The sequence below is a fragment of the Pseudopedobacter sp. genome, from assembly GCF_040392825.1.
GTDB lineage: Bacteria > Bacteroidota > Bacteroidia > Sphingobacteriales > Sphingobacteriaceae > Pseudopedobacter.
Map to the genome: position 1 here is coordinate 1 of NZ_JBEBVH010000071.1, position 16274 is coordinate 16274.

At 37.2% G+C, this 16274-nt stretch carries 16 protein-coding genes; 7 read left to right on the forward strand and 9 right to left on the reverse strand.

Annotation, left to right across the window (positions count from 1 at the left end):
* Window positions 1-122: 122 nt before the first annotated feature.
* From ABWO41_RS07055 to ABWO41_RS07080, 6 genes are all read right to left on the reverse strand, one after another.
* On the reverse strand, window positions 123-578 hold the full coding sequence (locus ABWO41_RS07055) for a PepSY-like domain-containing protein (RefSeq protein WP_353135562.1): 456 nt from the start codon (window positions 576-578) through the stop codon (window positions 123-125).
* Window positions 575-1564, reverse strand: a complete 990-nt coding sequence (locus ABWO41_RS07060; protein ID WP_353135565.1) for a hypothetical protein — start codon at window positions 1562-1564, stop codon at window positions 575-577. Before ABWO41_RS07060 ends, ABWO41_RS07055 begins: the two co-directional genes overlap by 4 nt.
* Before the next feature lie 83 nt (window positions 1565-1647).
* Complete coding sequence (map, locus tag ABWO41_RS07065; protein WP_353135568.1) at window positions 1648-2412, reverse strand: type I methionyl aminopeptidase; 765 nt, start codon at window positions 2410-2412, stop codon at window positions 1648-1650.
* A 36-nt stretch (window positions 2413-2448) separates the two neighbouring features.
* Window positions 2449-2739, reverse strand: a complete 291-nt coding sequence (locus ABWO41_RS07070; protein WP_353135571.1) for a DUF3817 domain-containing protein — start codon at window positions 2737-2739, stop codon at window positions 2449-2451.
* A 68-nt stretch (window positions 2740-2807) separates the two neighbouring features.
* On the reverse strand, window positions 2808-4178 hold the full coding sequence (locus ABWO41_RS07075; protein WP_353135574.1) for an MATE family efflux transporter: 1371 nt from the start codon (window positions 4176-4178) through the stop codon (window positions 2808-2810).
* Window positions 4179-4191: 13 nt separating this feature from the next.
* A complete protein-coding gene (locus tag ABWO41_RS07080) occupies window positions 4192-4674 on the reverse strand; it encodes a PaaI family thioesterase (RefSeq protein WP_353135576.1) in 483 nt (160 codons plus the stop codon).
* Between the two features lie 128 nt (window positions 4675-4802).
* On the opposite strand from ABWO41_RS07080, the gene ABWO41_RS07085 reads away from it, so the two are divergent.
* From ABWO41_RS07085 to ABWO41_RS07105, 5 genes are all read left to right on the forward strand, one after another.
* Entirely contained in the window at window positions 4803-6035 is a 1233-nt protein-coding gene (locus ABWO41_RS07085) for an MFS transporter (RefSeq protein WP_353135579.1), read from the forward strand.
* A gap of 1 nt (window position 6036) precedes the next feature.
* Window positions 6037-7815 carry a chloride channel protein gene (locus ABWO41_RS07090; protein WP_353135582.1) on the forward strand — a complete coding sequence of 593 codons (1779 nt, stop codon included), beginning with the start codon at window positions 6037-6039 and terminating at the stop codon, window positions 7813-7815.
* Window positions 7815-8726 (forward strand): oxygen-dependent coproporphyrinogen oxidase, encoded by a 912-nt coding sequence (gene hemF, locus ABWO41_RS07095; protein WP_353135585.1) that lies wholly within the window; start codon window positions 7815-7817, stop codon window positions 8724-8726. Before ABWO41_RS07090 ends, hemF begins: the two co-directional genes overlap by 1 nt.
* Before the next feature lie 89 nt (window positions 8727-8815).
* Entirely contained in the window at window positions 8816-9337 is a 522-nt protein-coding gene (locus tag ABWO41_RS07100) for a pyridoxamine 5'-phosphate oxidase family protein (protein ID WP_353135588.1), read from the forward strand.
* Window positions 9338-9796: 459 nt separating this feature from the next.
* A complete protein-coding gene (locus tag ABWO41_RS07105; RefSeq protein WP_353135591.1) occupies window positions 9797-10459 on the forward strand; it encodes a methyltransferase domain-containing protein in 663 nt (220 codons plus the stop codon).
* A 173-nt stretch (window positions 10460-10632) separates the two neighbouring features.
* On the opposite strand, the gene ABWO41_RS07110 is transcribed toward ABWO41_RS07105, so the two are convergent.
* Window positions 10633-11952: a DEAD/DEAH box helicase gene (locus tag ABWO41_RS07110; protein WP_353135594.1), complete on the reverse strand. Its 1320-nt coding sequence runs from the start codon at window positions 11950-11952 to the stop codon at window positions 10633-10635.
* A 59-nt stretch (window positions 11953-12011) separates the two neighbouring features.
* On the opposite strand from ABWO41_RS07110, the gene ABWO41_RS07115 reads away from it, so the two are divergent.
* Together ABWO41_RS07115 and ABWO41_RS07120 are read left to right on the forward strand one after the other, a co-directional pair.
* Window positions 12012-12542: an RNA methyltransferase gene (locus ABWO41_RS07115; protein ID WP_353135597.1), complete on the forward strand. Its 531-nt coding sequence runs from the start codon at window positions 12012-12014 to the stop codon at window positions 12540-12542.
* A gap of 6 nt (window positions 12543-12548) precedes the next feature.
* Window positions 12549-13208, forward strand: coding sequence for a YdeI/OmpD-associated family protein (locus ABWO41_RS07120; protein WP_353135600.1), 660 nt, complete (start codon window positions 12549-12551; stop codon window positions 13206-13208).
* A 52-nt stretch (window positions 13209-13260) separates the two neighbouring features.
* Here ABWO41_RS07120 and ABWO41_RS07125 read toward each other — a convergent pair whose 3' ends face one another.
* Together ABWO41_RS07125 and ABWO41_RS07130 are read right to left on the reverse strand one after the other, a co-directional pair.
* Entirely contained in the window at window positions 13261-14739 is a 1479-nt protein-coding gene (locus ABWO41_RS07125) for a glutamate synthase subunit beta (protein WP_353135603.1), read from the reverse strand.
* A 5-nt stretch (window positions 14740-14744) separates the two neighbouring features.
* Window positions 14745-16274: GltB/FmdC/FwdC-like GXGXG domain-containing protein (locus tag ABWO41_RS07130; protein WP_353135606.1), on the reverse strand; the 1530-nt coding region annotated here is incomplete at its 5' end.

Here is a 16274-nt window from a genome sequence, read left to right on the forward strand (position 1 = left end):
CTGAGCGAAGTAGAAGTCTTTTTCTGAACAATCAAAGAACATTTCGACTCCGCTTCCCGAGTATCGGGATGACAATTTCGATTATGAAACAACCTCTTTATATTCATTAATGCATAACTGAGTTACTTCTTTGGCTGTTCTGACAACAGTTTCCCATCAAGTGAAAAACTAAGCCAAGTTTCCTGTTTGCCCTGTTCTACTTCAACTATATAAATTACATTTTTAGTTTTTGGGGTCAGTTGTCTTTTGACATCGTCAATTTTCCAATTGGCATATTTCGTTTGAGCCAGCTGCTTTGAGATTACTTCTGGCAAAGCTTTATTCTTAACTTCAATTTCGGTCTTTTGCCATTCTCCCTGTGCATCGAAATAAGACTTATACTTCTCCCCTTTTAAATAGAATTCGGCTTCGTAAACATTACTTTTCTTTTTGAACTCCCATTCGTAAACATAACTATTAGGATATAATTTTTTGAAACCTCGTTTCACAGCCTCTGGTACATCGCTTTCTTTAATATCGGTATTAAAAGCACTGTTTATAATAATTACCAGAAATAAGAATCCAATTAGTTTTTTCATTGCGCTTTCATTTTACTGTTTTCAAATTCAATAGCTAAGCTTTTCAAATCCTGCTTCATTAATGTAATATTCGACTCCAATTGATCCAGCATATCTGCTCTGTTTTTCAATTGCTCGGAAGTGTATTTCCCTCCGGTTCCAAAATATAAATTTATTAATGCTCTTCGCGATTCCGAATTCTTAGTTTCGGCAATTTGCCCAAAGTTCATCCATTTATCGATAATCTGATAACGCAAAGATTTGCTTTCTGGTTCTTCTTCATTGTAATAATTTAGATAATACCAGATAGCTGGTGAGAAAATAGTGGATGTTTCGTGACCTTCCCAAATATCCCGCAATGCATTTCTCTCATGATAAAAGTCCACTTTCTTCTTATTAGCCAATATAGCCAACCCCAGTCCTGCTTCTGCTATACCTGCTCCTAATCCGATATAATCGCCAACATCATCATGCTTACTATTAATAAACAGGCCCGCTAAAATCGCACTTGTTGCTCCCACTACAATTGCACCAACCGTTAATTTGGATTCTTTGTCAGATTCCAGATTACTTAAATAGGTTGCAATTTGCTGAGTTCTTTCTTCTTCACAATCCAGTTCAGACGCCACTGCCGAAATTTCCAAAGAGGCGATATTTATCTTTTGATTGATAGATTGAGAAAGATCTATCATATCTAATTTTGCTTCGGTAGAAGATTTTCGTTTATACGCCAGTTCCTTTTGATAATAATTAGCTAGAAGGTCTAATATTCCAATTGAATTGGCCACATTTAAAGCTTTAGGAGATAGCTTGCTTGCAAAAAAGGGGTCCAAGTTCTGTTTATGCAATGGAATTGGCAACTGTTCTGTTGAATAGGAAGATAAGTTTTGCTGATTACAATTGCTACTTTTTAAATAAGCATTTAAAGGGCTTTGTTTAATACTATTGCAGGATGACAGCAAGAACAAAAAAACAAGACTTACTCTTAACCATTTATTGATTCCCATAGACCAGTGTTTACAGAAAGTTAAAAGTTTAAAGTGGAAACTTCAAATCAAGTTGAATATTAAAGCTAAAAACCGAGAATCGGCTAATCCCAAACTCCATTGCCTGTGGTAAGAATTTTAGGCTCTCCGTCTGTTACCAGAATAGTATGTTCATGCTGTGCAACAAAACCTCCGTTATTTCCTACCAAGGTCCAGCCATCAGATAAAGTATCTGCAAATGTAGAATGAGTAGCAATAAATGTCTCTACAGCTACAACAGAGTTTTTTCTGAATCTTGTCTGATTGTATTTATCGTAAAAATTGGCGACTTCATGAGGTTCTTCATGCAAACTTCTTCCCACTCCGTGTCCTGTCAAATTTTTAATTACTTTAAAACCGTTCCTTTTAGCTTCAGTTTCTATGAACTTACCAATTTCATTAATCTTCACTCCGCCTTTTATTCGGGAAATAGCTTTTTTGAGAATATTTTTAGAGGTTTCTATCAGTTTAGCATGATTGTTTACATCATCTCCAATAACAAAAGAACATCCGTTATCTGCCCAGTAACCATTCAATTCCGCAGAAACATCTATATTGATTAAATCTCCATTTTTCAATATTGTCTTCTCTGAGGGGATACCGTGGGCAACTTCGTTGTTTATACTAATACAGGTCCATCCCGGGAAATCATAAGTTAATTTTGGAGCCGATTTAGCACCTAAATTGCTTAAAAATTCACCTCCAAAATCGTCCAGTTCCTTAGTAGAAACTCCTTCTTTGGCATAGTCGGACATCGCTTTCAGCGTATCTGCTACAGCCTTACTAATAGCTTTAATACCTGCTAATTCTTCTTCGTTTGTTATTTGCATTAGATAAGTTCAAATTAGGATGAAAAACACTTAAATCTACCATTTAGAAAACCATTTCTTTTCGGCGATAAATGTCCCAAATGGAATTAAAGAAACTATAAAACCTATTACTGCCTGCATGAAATTAATTCTTTTATTCAGCAATAAAAGTAATAACAAAATCATATATATAATAAACAGCGCACCATGCACAGAACCTACGATAAAGTTTGCAGTTCCCATTTTGAATACATATTTAAAAATCATGGTGACAAAAATGGCCAGATAAGACCAACCTTCCCAATAAGCAATAAATCTAAAGTTCTTTAATAATTTGTTCGTATCCATTTTATAAGTAAAAAGTTGAAATTCAAAAATTGATCTTATCTATTAATATTAAGTTTAAAAATCAGGTATCAGCTTAAAGACACCAATGTTTTATTATATTTTTTGGTAAGCATATTAAAGCGAAAAAACAAAAGTAAACTAGCTACTAACAATCCTAGTGTTAGTCCTAACCAAATACCATTTACACCAATCCCCATTACAATACCTAACAAGTAACCTATGGGTAAGCCAAAAATCCAATACGAGGCAAACGTAATTAATGTTGGGACATTTACATCTCCCATACCCCTCAGCACTCCCAAGCCAATTACTTGTGTTCCGTCAAAAAGCTGAAATAAAGCAGCTATTAACAGCAATCCTGATGCGATGTTTATGACTGAACCATCATCTGTAAATAGTTTTGGTAAAAACCCGTTGAAGGCTACAAAAAAGATAGCTGTAAAGCACATAAAGGCTATTGCTATGTGATAGCTGGCCAAGGCTGACTGTCGCAAATTTAAAAAATCTCTCTTTCCAAAATTATTTCCTGATTTTATCCCCGCAGCAGAAGCAATACCACTGGCCATCATATAAGTCATTGCCGCCAAATTAATGGCTACCTGATGCGACGCTTGTTCTACCGCACCAATAGTACCTATTAAAATAGCCGCTCCACTAAATGCACTTACCTCAAAAGTATATTGTAATGCTGTAGGCAAACCAATCTTAAAAATCTTCCACATTCTGACCTTATCTATTAAACGAAAAGCAAATTGACTGAGATAATCTCTAAAATGTTTAGATCTGAAAACATACACGGCCATTACCACCGCCATTAGACTGCGATCTATTAAAGTACTATACCCCACTCCTATCAACCCCATAGGTTTAATACCAAACAAACCTTTAACAAAGGTAACTCCTAAAATTACATTCAGTACATTTCCCCAAATAGAAACCATCATGGCTTGCTTTGTAAAGCCTAAGCCTTCCGCAAACTGCTTAAACGTTAAAAAAACCATTAAAGGAATAATAGAAAAACCTAAAACGTTAAGATAAGGCTTTGCCTCTGCAATTACTGTAGCGTCCTGTTTAAGATGATTGATTAAAAATACCGATCCTAAATAGATAAACAGAAACAATAAGATTCCTGTCACAATATTCAGATACAAACTGTTTGACAAAAGCTTTCCGCATTCAGTTTTATTCCCTCGCCCGTTTTCCTGTGCAATTAATGGTGTTAGACCATAGGAAATACCTATTCCAACAACCATCGTTACCATAAAAATACTATGAACTAAAGAAGACGCCGCAAGTGAGATAGTCCCCGCAAAATGACCTACAATAATGCTATCTGCCGTTTGTACCAGCGTATGCCCCAATTGCGAAATAACAACCGGAATGGCCAATACCAAATTATCCCTATAATGCTGTTTGTATCCAGAAAAAAGTTTCCTCATGCTTCACACTAATTTATCCCCGAACAGCATTTTGATGTTTGCCCAAATTTCGGATATATACCTCGTTCTGGATAACAGCACACAATTCGCCCCTTTTATTTTTTATCTCAATTTGATAAGTTTTCACAAACTTGCCTATAGAATCCATAGCAATCTGAGCTTCTGAAATATCTTTATCGGTAATTCCTATCTTAAAAAACAGATCAGTATCTCCAGGTTTCAGATATTGAATATGCGCACTTTTTAACCAGGCTATTGTTTTATAACCTCTTTTTTTAAAAACCTGATCGAACAGAACAGCAAAAAAAGGATCTCCGGCACTAAAAATAGTTCCGCCAAAAATAGTCCCGTTATAATTCTTATTGAACAGGCTTTTATTGATCTTAACTTCTACCGAAGTAAAATCCTTTGCAAAACGAACAACCCAAATCCTCTGCAAAAGCAAAGGTGGATACATTCTAAGCGCCCATTTCAATATGTTAGCATTCACATTCATGAGACGCAAAGGTCTTAAAATAAAACCTACATACAGAAAGAGATGGCTATTATGAAAAAAATATTACAATAGGAATTCAACTTATTCAGATTTTTCGGATGTTTGAAACCTGAAATTTAAACGGATATATGAATTCCACAACTGATTCTAAATCGAACAAAAACATTGTTTTACTGATTATTGTAGCTTCTTTAGGCTACTTTGTAGATATGTACGACCTCGTACTTTTCTCTGTTATCAGGGTTGCCAGCCTTAAAGGTATTGGTGTAGCAGATGAAGACCTGCTGTCTGTAGGCGTAACATTAATTAATGCCCAGATGATAGGAATGCTTGTTGGCGGTCTTTTATGGGGAATATGGGGGGATAAAAAAGGAAGACTGCAGGTACTGTTTGGTTCTATTCTAATGTATTCTGCTGCTAATATTGCCAACGGTTTTGTGACTGATGTATTTGCTTACGGTGTAATAAGGTTTATTGCCGGTGTTGGTCTGGCAGGCGAACTGGGCGCAGGCATTACGCTGGTTACAGAGAGTATGAGTAAAGAAAAACGCGGTTATGGCACTATGCTGGTTGCCTCTATTGGTCTGCTTGGTGCGGTTACTGCCGGATTAATTGGAGACAAATTTGCCTGGCAAACCGCCTACTTTATTGGCGGAGGAATGGGAATTATTCTGTTAATTCTGCGTATAGGCGTATTTGAATCAGGAATGTTCCATAAAATACAAGATAAAAACATCAGAAAGGGCGACTTTATGATGATTTTAGGCAACTGGAAACGGTTTAAGAAATATCTTAACTGTACGCTTATAGCCCTGCCAACATGGTTTGTTGTAGGTATTTTAGTTACCTTTGCTCCGGAATTTGGTGATGCGCTAGGAGCAACAGAACCTTTAAGTGCCGGAAAAGGAATTATGTTCACCTATTTAGGGATTTCTATAGGTGATATGATCTCCGGCTTACTGAGCCAATATTTCAAAACCAGAAAAAAAGTAGTAGCCGGCTTTTTAGTAGCTACATTAATAAGTGTGCTTATTTATCTTTTCTCGTCAGAAATGACAACAGAAAGGTTTTATATAATTTGTGTGCTTTTGGGATTATCGACCGGTTTTTGGGTTATTTTTGTAACCATCGCAGCAGAACAATTTGGCACTAATTTAAGAGCTACAGTAACTACAACAGTTCCAAACTTTATTCGTGGTTCTCTTGTTCTGGTAACATTGAGCTTCGAATGGTTGAAAACACCACTGGGAATTATCAATGCGGCTTTAATGGTAGGTACAGTTTGTATAACTATAGCTTTTATCTCAGTGTATAATTTGGAAGAGACCTATGGCAAAGATCTCGATTATATAGAAGAATAAAATGAATTATTTTCAGCGGCACAAAGCAGTAATCAGGTATATCAATCAACATTTAACAAGAAACCAGTTTCTGGTGCTGTCTGGAATACTTGTAGGCTTGTCTGCTGGGACTGCGGCAATTATCTTAAAAACGGCTGTACATCATATCAATACATTGGTAACAGAGCAGCTTAATTTTTTCAACTATCCGTACCTCAACCTATTCCTCCCTTTAACTGGGTTATTGCTGACAGTGTGGGTTGTAAAGGTTTTTCTAAAAGGAAAAGACGGAAAAGGAATTGCCCCCATTTTACAGGATATTTCACAGCGTTCCGGCGTTGTACCTAAATATAAAATGTATTCACAGATAATCGCCAGTACCTTAACAATAGGCTTTGGCGGATCTGCAGGTCTTGAATCTCCAATTGCAGTTACAGGCGCAGCTGTCGGCTCCAATTATGCCAGAACTTACCGCCTTTCTTATCGTGAAAGGGTATTGCTTTTAGCTTGTGGTTCTTCAGCTGGCATTGCGGCCGTCTTTAATGCTCCAATCACAGGCCTCATGTTTTCTCTGGAAATACTTTTGGTTGGTGTAGTTTTTTCCGATTTTATTCCGCTAATTATCTCTGCCGTTACAGGAGCCTTGCTCTCCAAAATTATTTTAAACAACGATATTTTATTCGAGTTTGAGGCACTCCGTGAATTTAACCATCAAAATGTCCCACTGTATATTCTTTTGGGCATACTTAGCGGTTTAGTATCTATTTACTATGTAAGAATGGCGAAAAAAGTTGATTTTTTCTTTCATAATTACATAAAATGGAATAGCTACTCAAAAGCCTTATTGGGTGGACTAATATTGGCTCTTTTATGCTTTTTGTTTCCCCCGTTATTTGGAGAGGGTTACCAAAGTATAAAATATCTGGCTTCCAATACACCGCAGGAAATTTTAAAAGGAACCTTCTTTAATTTCAGCGGATACAATCAATGGACAATCATTGCTTTTTCTGGTCTTATTATACTTACAAAAACTTTCGCTACATCCATCACTTTATCCAGTGGAGGTAGTGGCGGTAACTTTGCTCCTTCTTTATTTACGGGGGCATTTTTAGGATTTTTCTTTGCAGTCTGCCTTGATCAATTCGGCTTAAAAAACCTTCCGTTAGGCAATTTCACATTAGTAGGCATGTGTGGAATTTTAAGTGGGGTAATGTATGCGCCGCTTACCGGAATCTTCCTGATCGCAGAAATAACCGGAGGATATGAATTGATTATACCGTTAATGATTGTTTCTACTTCGTCTTATCTTATTGCCAAATTCTTCGAACCTTACTCTATGGATTTGAAGAGCTTGATTAAAGAGAAAAAAGTATTTTCTGAGAATTATGATGACAATATCTTATCGCTTATCAAAATCCATGAAATCACTAACAGGAATTTTGAAGTAATGGAAGGAGATTGCTCTCTTGCAGATATTCTGCATCAGTTTAGAAAATCTGACGCCGATATTATTGCGATTTACGATCAGGAGCATACATATAGAGGATTTATTACCTTCGATAGGGTAAGAAAGATCTTACTTAATCCGGAACTGCAGGAAAATATTACAGCCCGGGAACTGATATTATCCAATGAGATAAAATTGAATCTGAAATCCTCTGTTGTGGAAATTATAGATATTTTCGATAAAACAAATATCCAATTAATTCCCATTTTTGACGGTGAGGACCTGGAAGGCTTTGCTTCCAGAACAATGCTGCTCGCGGCGTATAGAAATAAATTAAAATTAACAATAAGCTGATGTTGAATAAGGATAGGATTGCAGAAGATTACAAAAAGATACAAGACGAAATTACTTCCGGGTTAGAGCAACTGGATGGACTTACCCTATTTGAAGAAGAAAATTGGGAAAGACCTGGCGGTGGCGGTGGAAGAACCCGTGTAATCCAGAATGGAGATTTGATTGAAAAAGGCGGTGTTAATTTTTCTGCTGTTTATGGAAAGTTGCCCGAAGCTGTGAAGAAAGCATTTAAAACGGATAAAGAAGAGTTTTTTGCTACCGGTGTTTCTATTGTACTTCATCCGCACAATCCATGGGTGCCTATTATTCATATGAACATCCGTTATTTTGAAATGGATTCTAATGATGATCAGTCATTAAAATGGTTTGGAGGAGGTATAGACGTGACTCCGCATTATATTATAGATAAAGATGCGCGTTTCTTTCATAACCATATTAAAAATGTATGCGATCAATCCAATTTAGAATTTTATCCGAAATTCAAAAAATGGGCAGACGATTACTTCTATATCAAACACCGGCATGAAACCCGGGGAATAGGCGGTATTTTCTATGACAGGCTTACTCCGGAAAATACAGGAATCAGCTGGGATAATATTTTTGATTTCTCCAAAAATGTAGGCCGTTCATTTGTACCTGTTTATACAGAATTGGTGAAAGAAACCCGAAATAAAAAATTCGGATTGGAAGAAAAACAATGGCAATTCCAACGCAGAAGCCGTTACGCAGAATTTAATTTAGTGTACGATTCGGGAACTAAATTTGGCCTGGAAACCGACGGGCGCATCGAATCGATACTTATGAGCATGCCTCCAATGGCTTCGTGGGTCTATAATTTTCAGGCCGAACCAAACAGTCTGGAAGAAAAAACCCTGAATCTGCTGAAAAAGGATATTGATTGGGCTGGTTAATATGGAAGGCTTATTTTTTATAAATAACTTCATACATAACTGAATGGAATAGTGTTTGTATAATAGTTTATCTACAAACACTATTTATTATGGAAAACAATAATGATTCTTTAGTTCATGATTTACAAGGACAAGAAGCTGTCCAAAAACTAAAAGCTTTAATTGAAAAAGCAAAAACCTGTTTCTTTTGTACCGGAATAAAAACAGGTATCCCAACCAACGCCATTCCCATGACCGCTCTGGAAGTTGACGATGACGGCAATATCTGGTTCATAAGCAAAAAAGACAGCGCTAAAAACAAAGATATAGAGCAAGATCCTTTTACTCACCTGTTCTTTCAGGCATCTACATATTCAGATTTTCTAAACGTTTACGGCATTTCCGAAATTACTATAGATCAGGAAAAAGTAGAAAAACTATGGCAACCTACCTTTAATACCTGGTTTGAAGACAAAGATGATCCTTCAATAAGCCTGATAAAAGTTATTCCAACGGAAGCACATTATTGGGAAAGCAAAGACGGTCAGCTAATTGCTTTGGCTAAAATGGCCCTATCTGTTTTTACCGGAGAACGCAGCGATATTGGAAGAGAAGGAGATCTGGAGATATAAGTATAAAAATCTATGACTATAAATAACCATTGTTCGACATGTTCTAAAGGACATGTCGGGCTATAGCTAAACCAGTATATAGCTGGCTTTTATACCTGTTACTGTCCTACGTTGATCTTACGTTCATCCTACGTCTTTTGCACTAAATCTTTGTAATAAAAAACGGGAGAATATTTAAATATAAGCTTAATACAGTAACAGACAAAATCACATAGTTACGTAAGTATCAGCTTTTCCTTACATTAATCAGTATCAAGAGATACAAACGTCCACTAATATCAAAATCCAATTACTTTGAAGGAAGTGAACTTTTTAAAGTCGCAGATAATAAATCCACATCAAATGCTTATGTTCGTATAACAAAGCTGGAAGCACTAAGGTGAACCCTGACAAACTTCCCAATGTTAGCTGTCATTGTAAAGGACAGCCGATAAAATAATTAAACAAGCAAAAACAACAATGAAAGAAATTATCAAAGCAATTTTGCCAGAATATGTTGTTACAAAAATCAAGGAACTTAGAAATCCGTTTCCAGGATCTCAAAAATATTGGGAAGACCGTTATTCCAAAGGCGGAAATTCGGGTGCAGGTTCATACAACAACTTAGCAAAATTTAAAGCCGAAGTTTTGAACGATTTTGTCCGAAAAAACAATGTAAAAACTATTATAGAATTCGGTTGTGGCGATGGAAATCAGCTTACACTAGCAGAATATCCAGATTATACTGGTTTTGATGTCAGTTCAACAGCACTGGAAATATGCAAAAAATTATTTTTTAACGACAAGAAAAAACATTTTTTATTATTGGGCGATTACACCAATCAAACAGCCGAACTCACACTTTCGCTTGATGTGATTTACCATTTGGTTGAATACAAAATTTACGAGCAACACATTAGACAGCTGTTTTCCGCAGCAGAAAAATTTGTAATAATCTACGCTCACGATAATGACAAACGAGCGAATTTTCACGAAAAAACCCGAAAATTTACACGATTCATCTCAGACAATATTTCGAATTGGCAACTCTTAGAACACATTCCCAACAAATATCCATATACAGGTGAAGACTCCGAAAATACAAGTTGTTCGGACTTTTTTATTTACGAAAGAAAATTGTAAGCTCCCTAAATAACAACTTAAAACTTACAACTATTCAGATATTCTCCATAGTAGTTCAAGCATGCATAACATAGCGCAAGCATCCGCTTGTGCTCACATAAACTCTAGAGATACAAGCGGACACTTGCACCAGTGTGTGCATTGTTAATATTTTATTCACCTTATTTCTTGTATCATGCGTCAATTCCAATCCTGTACTTCTTCCCTTTTATCTTCTCGTTTTTCAATACTTCCAATACTTTTCTGGATTTTTTTCTCTTCACAGCTACGTAAGACATCTTATCCTGTAAAGTAATCATGCCTAAATCATCCTTATTTAAAAATGCCTTTTTATAGAAAAGTCCTGCAATATCCATTTTAGAAATCTTATCTTTTTTTCCCGCAGCAATGTAAAAAGTGACCCATTCTGTTGCTGATGGCAAAGGCAAATCTCCACCTTCAAATTCAATTTCGGTAAAGTCGGTAATATATTCTGGTTTATATTCCTCGTCAGACAATAACAAATGTACCAATCCTTCGGCCTTCATTCTTCCTGTCCTGCCATTCCTGTGAATAAAAGATTCCTCATTTAGCGGAAGCTGATAATGGATAACATGCTGCACATCTGGAATATCCAGGCCTCTCGAAGCCAAATCTGTGTTAACAATAACAGCAGCCGTTCCGTTCCTGAACTTGATTAAAGCCTTTTCCCTGTCTTGCTGATCTAAGCCACCATGATAAACAACAGAAGAAATACCTTTATCACTCAACATTTCAAAAACACGCTCGGTAGCTTCCCTAAAATTGCAGAAAACCAAAGTCGATTCGTTTGGATACTTGCATAATAAATGTAGTAATGCTTTTAGCTTATCCTTAGATTCACACTGAATAACTTCAGTTGTAAAGCCCGGTTTATGTTCTTCTTTTCGTAGAAAATTAAGTTGAAAAAAATCTCTGGAAGCTATAAAAGCAGGTAATTCTTCAAACTGAGTAGCCGAAGTTAAAATCATGCTCTGTACTTTAAAAAGTTCTCTCACAATGTAGGTAATATCATCTTCGAAACCCAGTTCTAAAGATTTATCAAACTCATCCATAACCAGGTTTTCTACTGTAGAGAGATCGAAATTGCCTTCTCTTATATGAAAAGCTAACCTGCCCGGAGTAGCTACAACTAAGGTTGGTGCATCATTTAATAAACTGCTTGTTTCTATTTTCACCGAATGACCTCCATAACAGCATGTCACTTTAAAACCAGTCTGTAAAGATTTAAAGACTTGTTCTATTTGCAAAGCCAATTCTCTGGAAGGCACAACTACAACTGCCTGAACACCCTTTTTATTTGATTCCAGCTTCAATAAAAGCGGCAGTAAGAAAGCTAAAGTTTTGCCAGATCCGGTTGGCGAAAGCAATAGCAGATTTTTATTTTTTTCTAATGCAGCCAAAGCCTCCAGCTGCATATCGTTCAATTTTTCAACACCTATTTTCTGTAAATACGGACTCAGCTTTTCATTCATGCTGCAAATATCAAGAAATATAATAGGATATACAGCATGATGCTGATTATCTTTGCGCCATGAGAAAGCTGAAGCTGGATGAATTAAATCGTCCTTCTGTAGAAGAATTTAAGAATCAGGATAAATTGCCGATAGTTGTCGTTTTAGATAATGTAAGAAGTTTGCACAATGTAGGTTCTGCTTTTAGAACGGCAGATGGTTTTGCTGTAGAAGCTTTGTACCTTTGCGGAATTACTGCCCAACCTCCGCATCGGGAGATTGAGAAAACTGCTTTGGGCGCTACGCAGTCTATAGATTGGAAATATTTCGACAATGTAGCTGATGCTGTTAGCGATTTAAAAGAAAAAGGTTATCAAATTATTGCCATAGAACAAGCAGAAAACAGCGTAAGCCTTTTAGATTTTGAACCGGATCCCAACGAAAAATTTGCCTTATTCTTTGGGAATGAAGTAAACGGCGTAAGCGAAGAAGTAATGAAACAGATTGATACCTGCATAGAAATTCCACAGTTTGGGACTAAGCATTCCTTCAATATCGTGATTAGTACGGGCATTGTACTGTGGGATTTTTTCTCGAAATTGAACAAATAAAAAACCATGGACCAATCATTGATAAAAAGACTAAAAATCAAATCGGGACAAAAGGTCTACATGCAAAATGCCCCTCATGAATTTTTAGACTTTATCAACGAGATTGAAAAGGGTTTCGACATCGTCGCTACCGAAGAAAATAGAGATGTTATTATTTTATTCGCAAAAAACAGCGATGAGTTATATAGTGCATTAGACAAACTTCAATTCAGTTTATCTACAAAAATCCTATTCTGGATTTGCTACCCGAAAAAAACTTCTGACATTCCCACAGATCTGGAAATGATGTCTTCCTGGACAGATTTGGAGAAATACGGATTGAGACCTGTTGCTTCTGTTGCTATCGACAAAAACTGGACGGCACTGCAAATAAAACTGATCACAGCAGTTAAAGTGTCCAGTTTTAGTAATGCAGCTATTGCAAATAATGAGCTGGGTGAATTTATTGATGTCAAGAACAGGATTATAAAACTTCCGGATTATTTAGAAGCTTTATTACAGCCCATACCAAAAGCAAAGACCTTCTTTGACAGCCTTAGCTATACGCACAAAAAAGAATATGTGGTTTGGCTGTTAACTGCCAAGCAGGCAAAGACAAAAGAAAACAGACAAAAAGCTTTTGTAGAAAAACTGCTTAACAAAAAGAAAAATCCGTCGGAAAAATAAAGGGTTTGCCATTTTACCGACAAACCCTGCGTTTATGGATGGTTTAAGTTGATCAGAATACATCGGCAAAGACATCTACGCCATCTTTGCTTTCCAATTTGGAGAATCCCATTAAATATTTATCAATCTCGCGAGCAGCTTCTCTACCTTCAGAGATTGCCCAAACTACCAACGATTGCCCTCTTCTCATATCGCCAGCAGCAAACACTTTGTCTACATTAGTTCTGTAGTCTTTTTCTGTGGCAGAAACATTATTTCTGGCATCTAATCCTACATTGAGCTGCTCAAGCATTCCTTCGTAAACAGGATTTGCAAAACCCAATGCTAACAATACCAATTGTGCAGGTAAAATTCTCTCAGAGCCTTCTACGATCGAAGATCTAATAGGTCTTCCATTAGGTTCTACTTCCCACATTACATCAATAACCTTAACACCACTTACATGTCCCTGTTCATCGCCTATAAACTCTTTAGCAACAATATTGAAGGTTCTGTTAACACCTTCTTCCTGAGAAGACGAAGGTTTGAACAATTTTGGCACATTTGGCCAGGGCTGATATTCTGGTCTTTCTGTTGGGGGAATTACATTCCTATCGAACTGAACAATAGATTTTGCAGCTTGTCGGTTAGCGGTTCCAATACAGTCTGAACCTGTATCTCCTGCTCCAATAACAATTACATCTTTTCCAGTTGCCAGAATATCTTCTTCTTCGAAAGCAATTTTGCTTACTCTCTTGTTAGATTGTCTCAGGAAGTTCATAGCATGGTGAATCCCTTTCAGGTTTCTTCCCGGAATTGGCATTTCACGTGGGGCCATCGAGCCCCCTGCTAAAAGAACCGCATCGTATTCTTTCACTAACTCTTTCGCTTCTATATCTTTACCTATTTCTGTATTGCATACAAAAACTACCCCGCTTTCTTCCATCAAAGCAATTCTGCGCTCTACGACTTTCTTGTCCAGTTTAAAATCAGGTATTCCATATCTTAACAAACCTCCGGGATGATCATCACGTTCATAAACCGTCACATCATGCCCTGCTTTGTTCAATTGTGCGGCGGCAGCTAAACCTGCTGGCCCCGAACCTACGACAGCTACTCGCTTTCCTGTTTTTATGAAAGATTTATTGGGTTTTACAAAACCTTTAGAAAAAGCTATTTCTATAATATGCTTTTCTATTTCCTCAATAGCAACTGCGGGTTTGTTGATTCCCAATACACAAGCAGACTCGCAAGGTGCCGGACAAATTCTGCCTGTAAATTCAGGGAAGTTATTAGTAGAGCTTAAAATTCTGTAAGCTTCTTCCCATTCTCCCTGATATACCGCATCATTAAACTCAGGAATAACATTTCCCAGCGGACAACCAGAGTGACAAAACGGAACTCCACAGTTCATACACCTTGCAGACTGGGCATTTAATTCCTGTTCGCTGTAAGAGCCAATAAACTCATCGTAATGTTTTACACGCTCTTGTACTTCTATTTTTTTAGGGAGTTCTCTCCCGAATTCTTTAAATCCTGTTGGCTTTCCCATAATCCTTAGCTAGCTACTTTTTCTAATTCAACCTGTTGAGACAATACTTTTTTGTATTCTTTAGGGAATACTTTAATAAATTTAGAAGCCTCTTTTTCCCAGTTTTCAAGTAATTTTTGAGCTACCGTACTTCCTGTTAACTGATGGTGTTTTTGCAACAACTTCTTAATATCCTCTTTGTCCTGCTTAGTTAAAGGATCTAAATCCACCATTTCCGGATTATATTTAGATGCAAAGCTTCTATCTTCATCATAAACCCAGGCAATACCGCCACTCATACCAGCAGCAAAGTTTCTTCCTGTTTTACCTATTATTAAAGTCCTGCCACCTGTCATATATTCACATCCATGATCTCCTATTCCTTCTACAACCGCAGTAGCTCCCGAGTTACGCACAGCGAAACGCTCGCCAGCCATACCTCTTACAAAAAGTTCTCCTGAAGTGGCTCCGTAAAGCACTACGTTACCTACAATCATATTTTCTTCGGCTTTGAACTTACTTTCTTTGGAAGGATAAACTGCTATCTGACCTCCCGACAATCCCTTTCCTACATAGTCATTGGCCTCGCCTTCCAATTCAAAAGAAACACCTTTGGAAACAAAAGCTCCAAAACTTTGCCCTGCAGAACCTACAAATTTGTAATTGATGGTATTATCTGGCAATCCGACAGAACCATATAGTTTAGCAATCTCATTAGACAACATGGTTCCGATAGTCCTGTCCGTATTTTTTACTTTAAAAGTACCAAATACAGGAGTTTTGCTTTTTAATGCTTCTTCGGCATTTTTTATTAACTGCCAGTCCAATACGTTATCAATTCCGTGATCTTGCTTTTCGCTATTATAAAGCGTCATTCCCTTAGGCATAGATACCGGATGAAGAATGGCTGACAGATCTACTTTTTTAGCTTTCCATTGCGTAATTCCCTCTTTACGTTTTAGGAATTGCGCTTTGCCCACCATCTCGTTTACCGTTTTGAAACCAAGTTCCGCCATGATTTCTCTCAGTTCCTGAGCAATAAACTTAAACAGGTTAACAATATGCTCTGGCTTTCCACTAAACAGTTTTCTTAATTCCGGATCCTGGGTAGCTACGCCGACAGGACAGGTATTCAGATGACATTTCCGCATCATGATACAACCTCCGGCAACTAAAGCTGCTGTTGCTACGCCCCACTCTTCTGCACCTAATAATGCCGCAACGGCAATATCTCGACCTGTTTTCAGCTGACCGTCTGCTTGCAATATTACACGGCTTCTTAGTTTATTCTTAACTAAAGTCTGGTGAGCTTCTGCTAAACCCAGCTCCCATGGTAAACCAGCATGTTTGATAGAGCTGATTGGCGATGCTCCCGTTCCGCCATCGTGTCCTGCAATAAGAATCACATCCGCATGTGCTTTGGCAACACCCGCAGATATGGTTCCGACACCCGCTTTAGAAACCAATTTAACATTGATTCTTGCATTTCTGTTGGCATTTTTCATATCGAAGATCAGCTGGGCTAAATCTTCAATAGAATAAATATCGTGATGTGG

Coding starts and splice junctions, on each gene's coding strand:
- ABWO41_RS07055 (WP_353135562.1), bottom strand. CDS start 578: ATGAAAAAACTAATTGGATTCTTATTTCTGGTAATTATTATAAACAGT.
- ABWO41_RS07060 (WP_353135565.1), bottom strand. CDS start 1,564: ATGGGAATCAATAAATGGTTAAGAGTAAGTCTTGTTTTTTTGTTCTTG.
- map (WP_353135568.1), bottom strand. CDS start 2,412: ATGCAAATAACAAACGAAGAAGAATTAGCAGGTATTAAAGCTATTAGT.
- ABWO41_RS07070 (WP_353135571.1), bottom strand. CDS start 2,739: ATGGATACGAACAAATTATTAAAGAACTTTAGATTTATTGCTTATTGG.
- ABWO41_RS07075 (WP_353135574.1), bottom strand. CDS start 4,178: ATGAGGAAACTTTTTTCTGGATACAAACAGCATTATAGGGATAATTTG.
- ABWO41_RS07080 (WP_353135576.1), bottom strand. CDS start 4,674: ATGAATGTGAATGCTAACATATTGAAATGGGCGCTTAGAATGTATCCA.
- ABWO41_RS07085 (WP_353135579.1), top strand. CDS start 4,803: ATGAATTCCACAACTGATTCTAAATCGAACAAAAACATTGTTTTACTG.
- ABWO41_RS07090 (WP_353135582.1), top strand. CDS start 6,037: ATGAATTATTTTCAGCGGCACAAAGCAGTAATCAGGTATATCAATCAA.
- hemF (WP_353135585.1), top strand. CDS start 7,815: ATGTTGAATAAGGATAGGATTGCAGAAGATTACAAAAAGATACAAGAC.
- ABWO41_RS07100 (WP_353135588.1), top strand. CDS start 8,816: ATGGAAAACAATAATGATTCTTTAGTTCATGATTTACAAGGACAAGAA.
- ABWO41_RS07105 (WP_353135591.1), top strand. CDS start 9,797: ATGAAAGAAATTATCAAAGCAATTTTGCCAGAATATGTTGTTACAAAA.
- ABWO41_RS07110 (WP_353135594.1), bottom strand. CDS start 11,952: ATGAATGAAAAGCTGAGTCCGTATTTACAGAAAATAGGTGTTGAAAAA.
- ABWO41_RS07115 (WP_353135597.1), top strand. CDS start 12,012: ATGAGAAAGCTGAAGCTGGATGAATTAAATCGTCCTTCTGTAGAAGAA.
- ABWO41_RS07120 (WP_353135600.1), top strand. CDS start 12,549: ATGGACCAATCATTGATAAAAAGACTAAAAATCAAATCGGGACAAAAG.
- ABWO41_RS07125 (WP_353135603.1), bottom strand. CDS start 14,739: ATGGGAAAGCCAACAGGATTTAAAGAATTCGGGAGAGAACTCCCTAAA.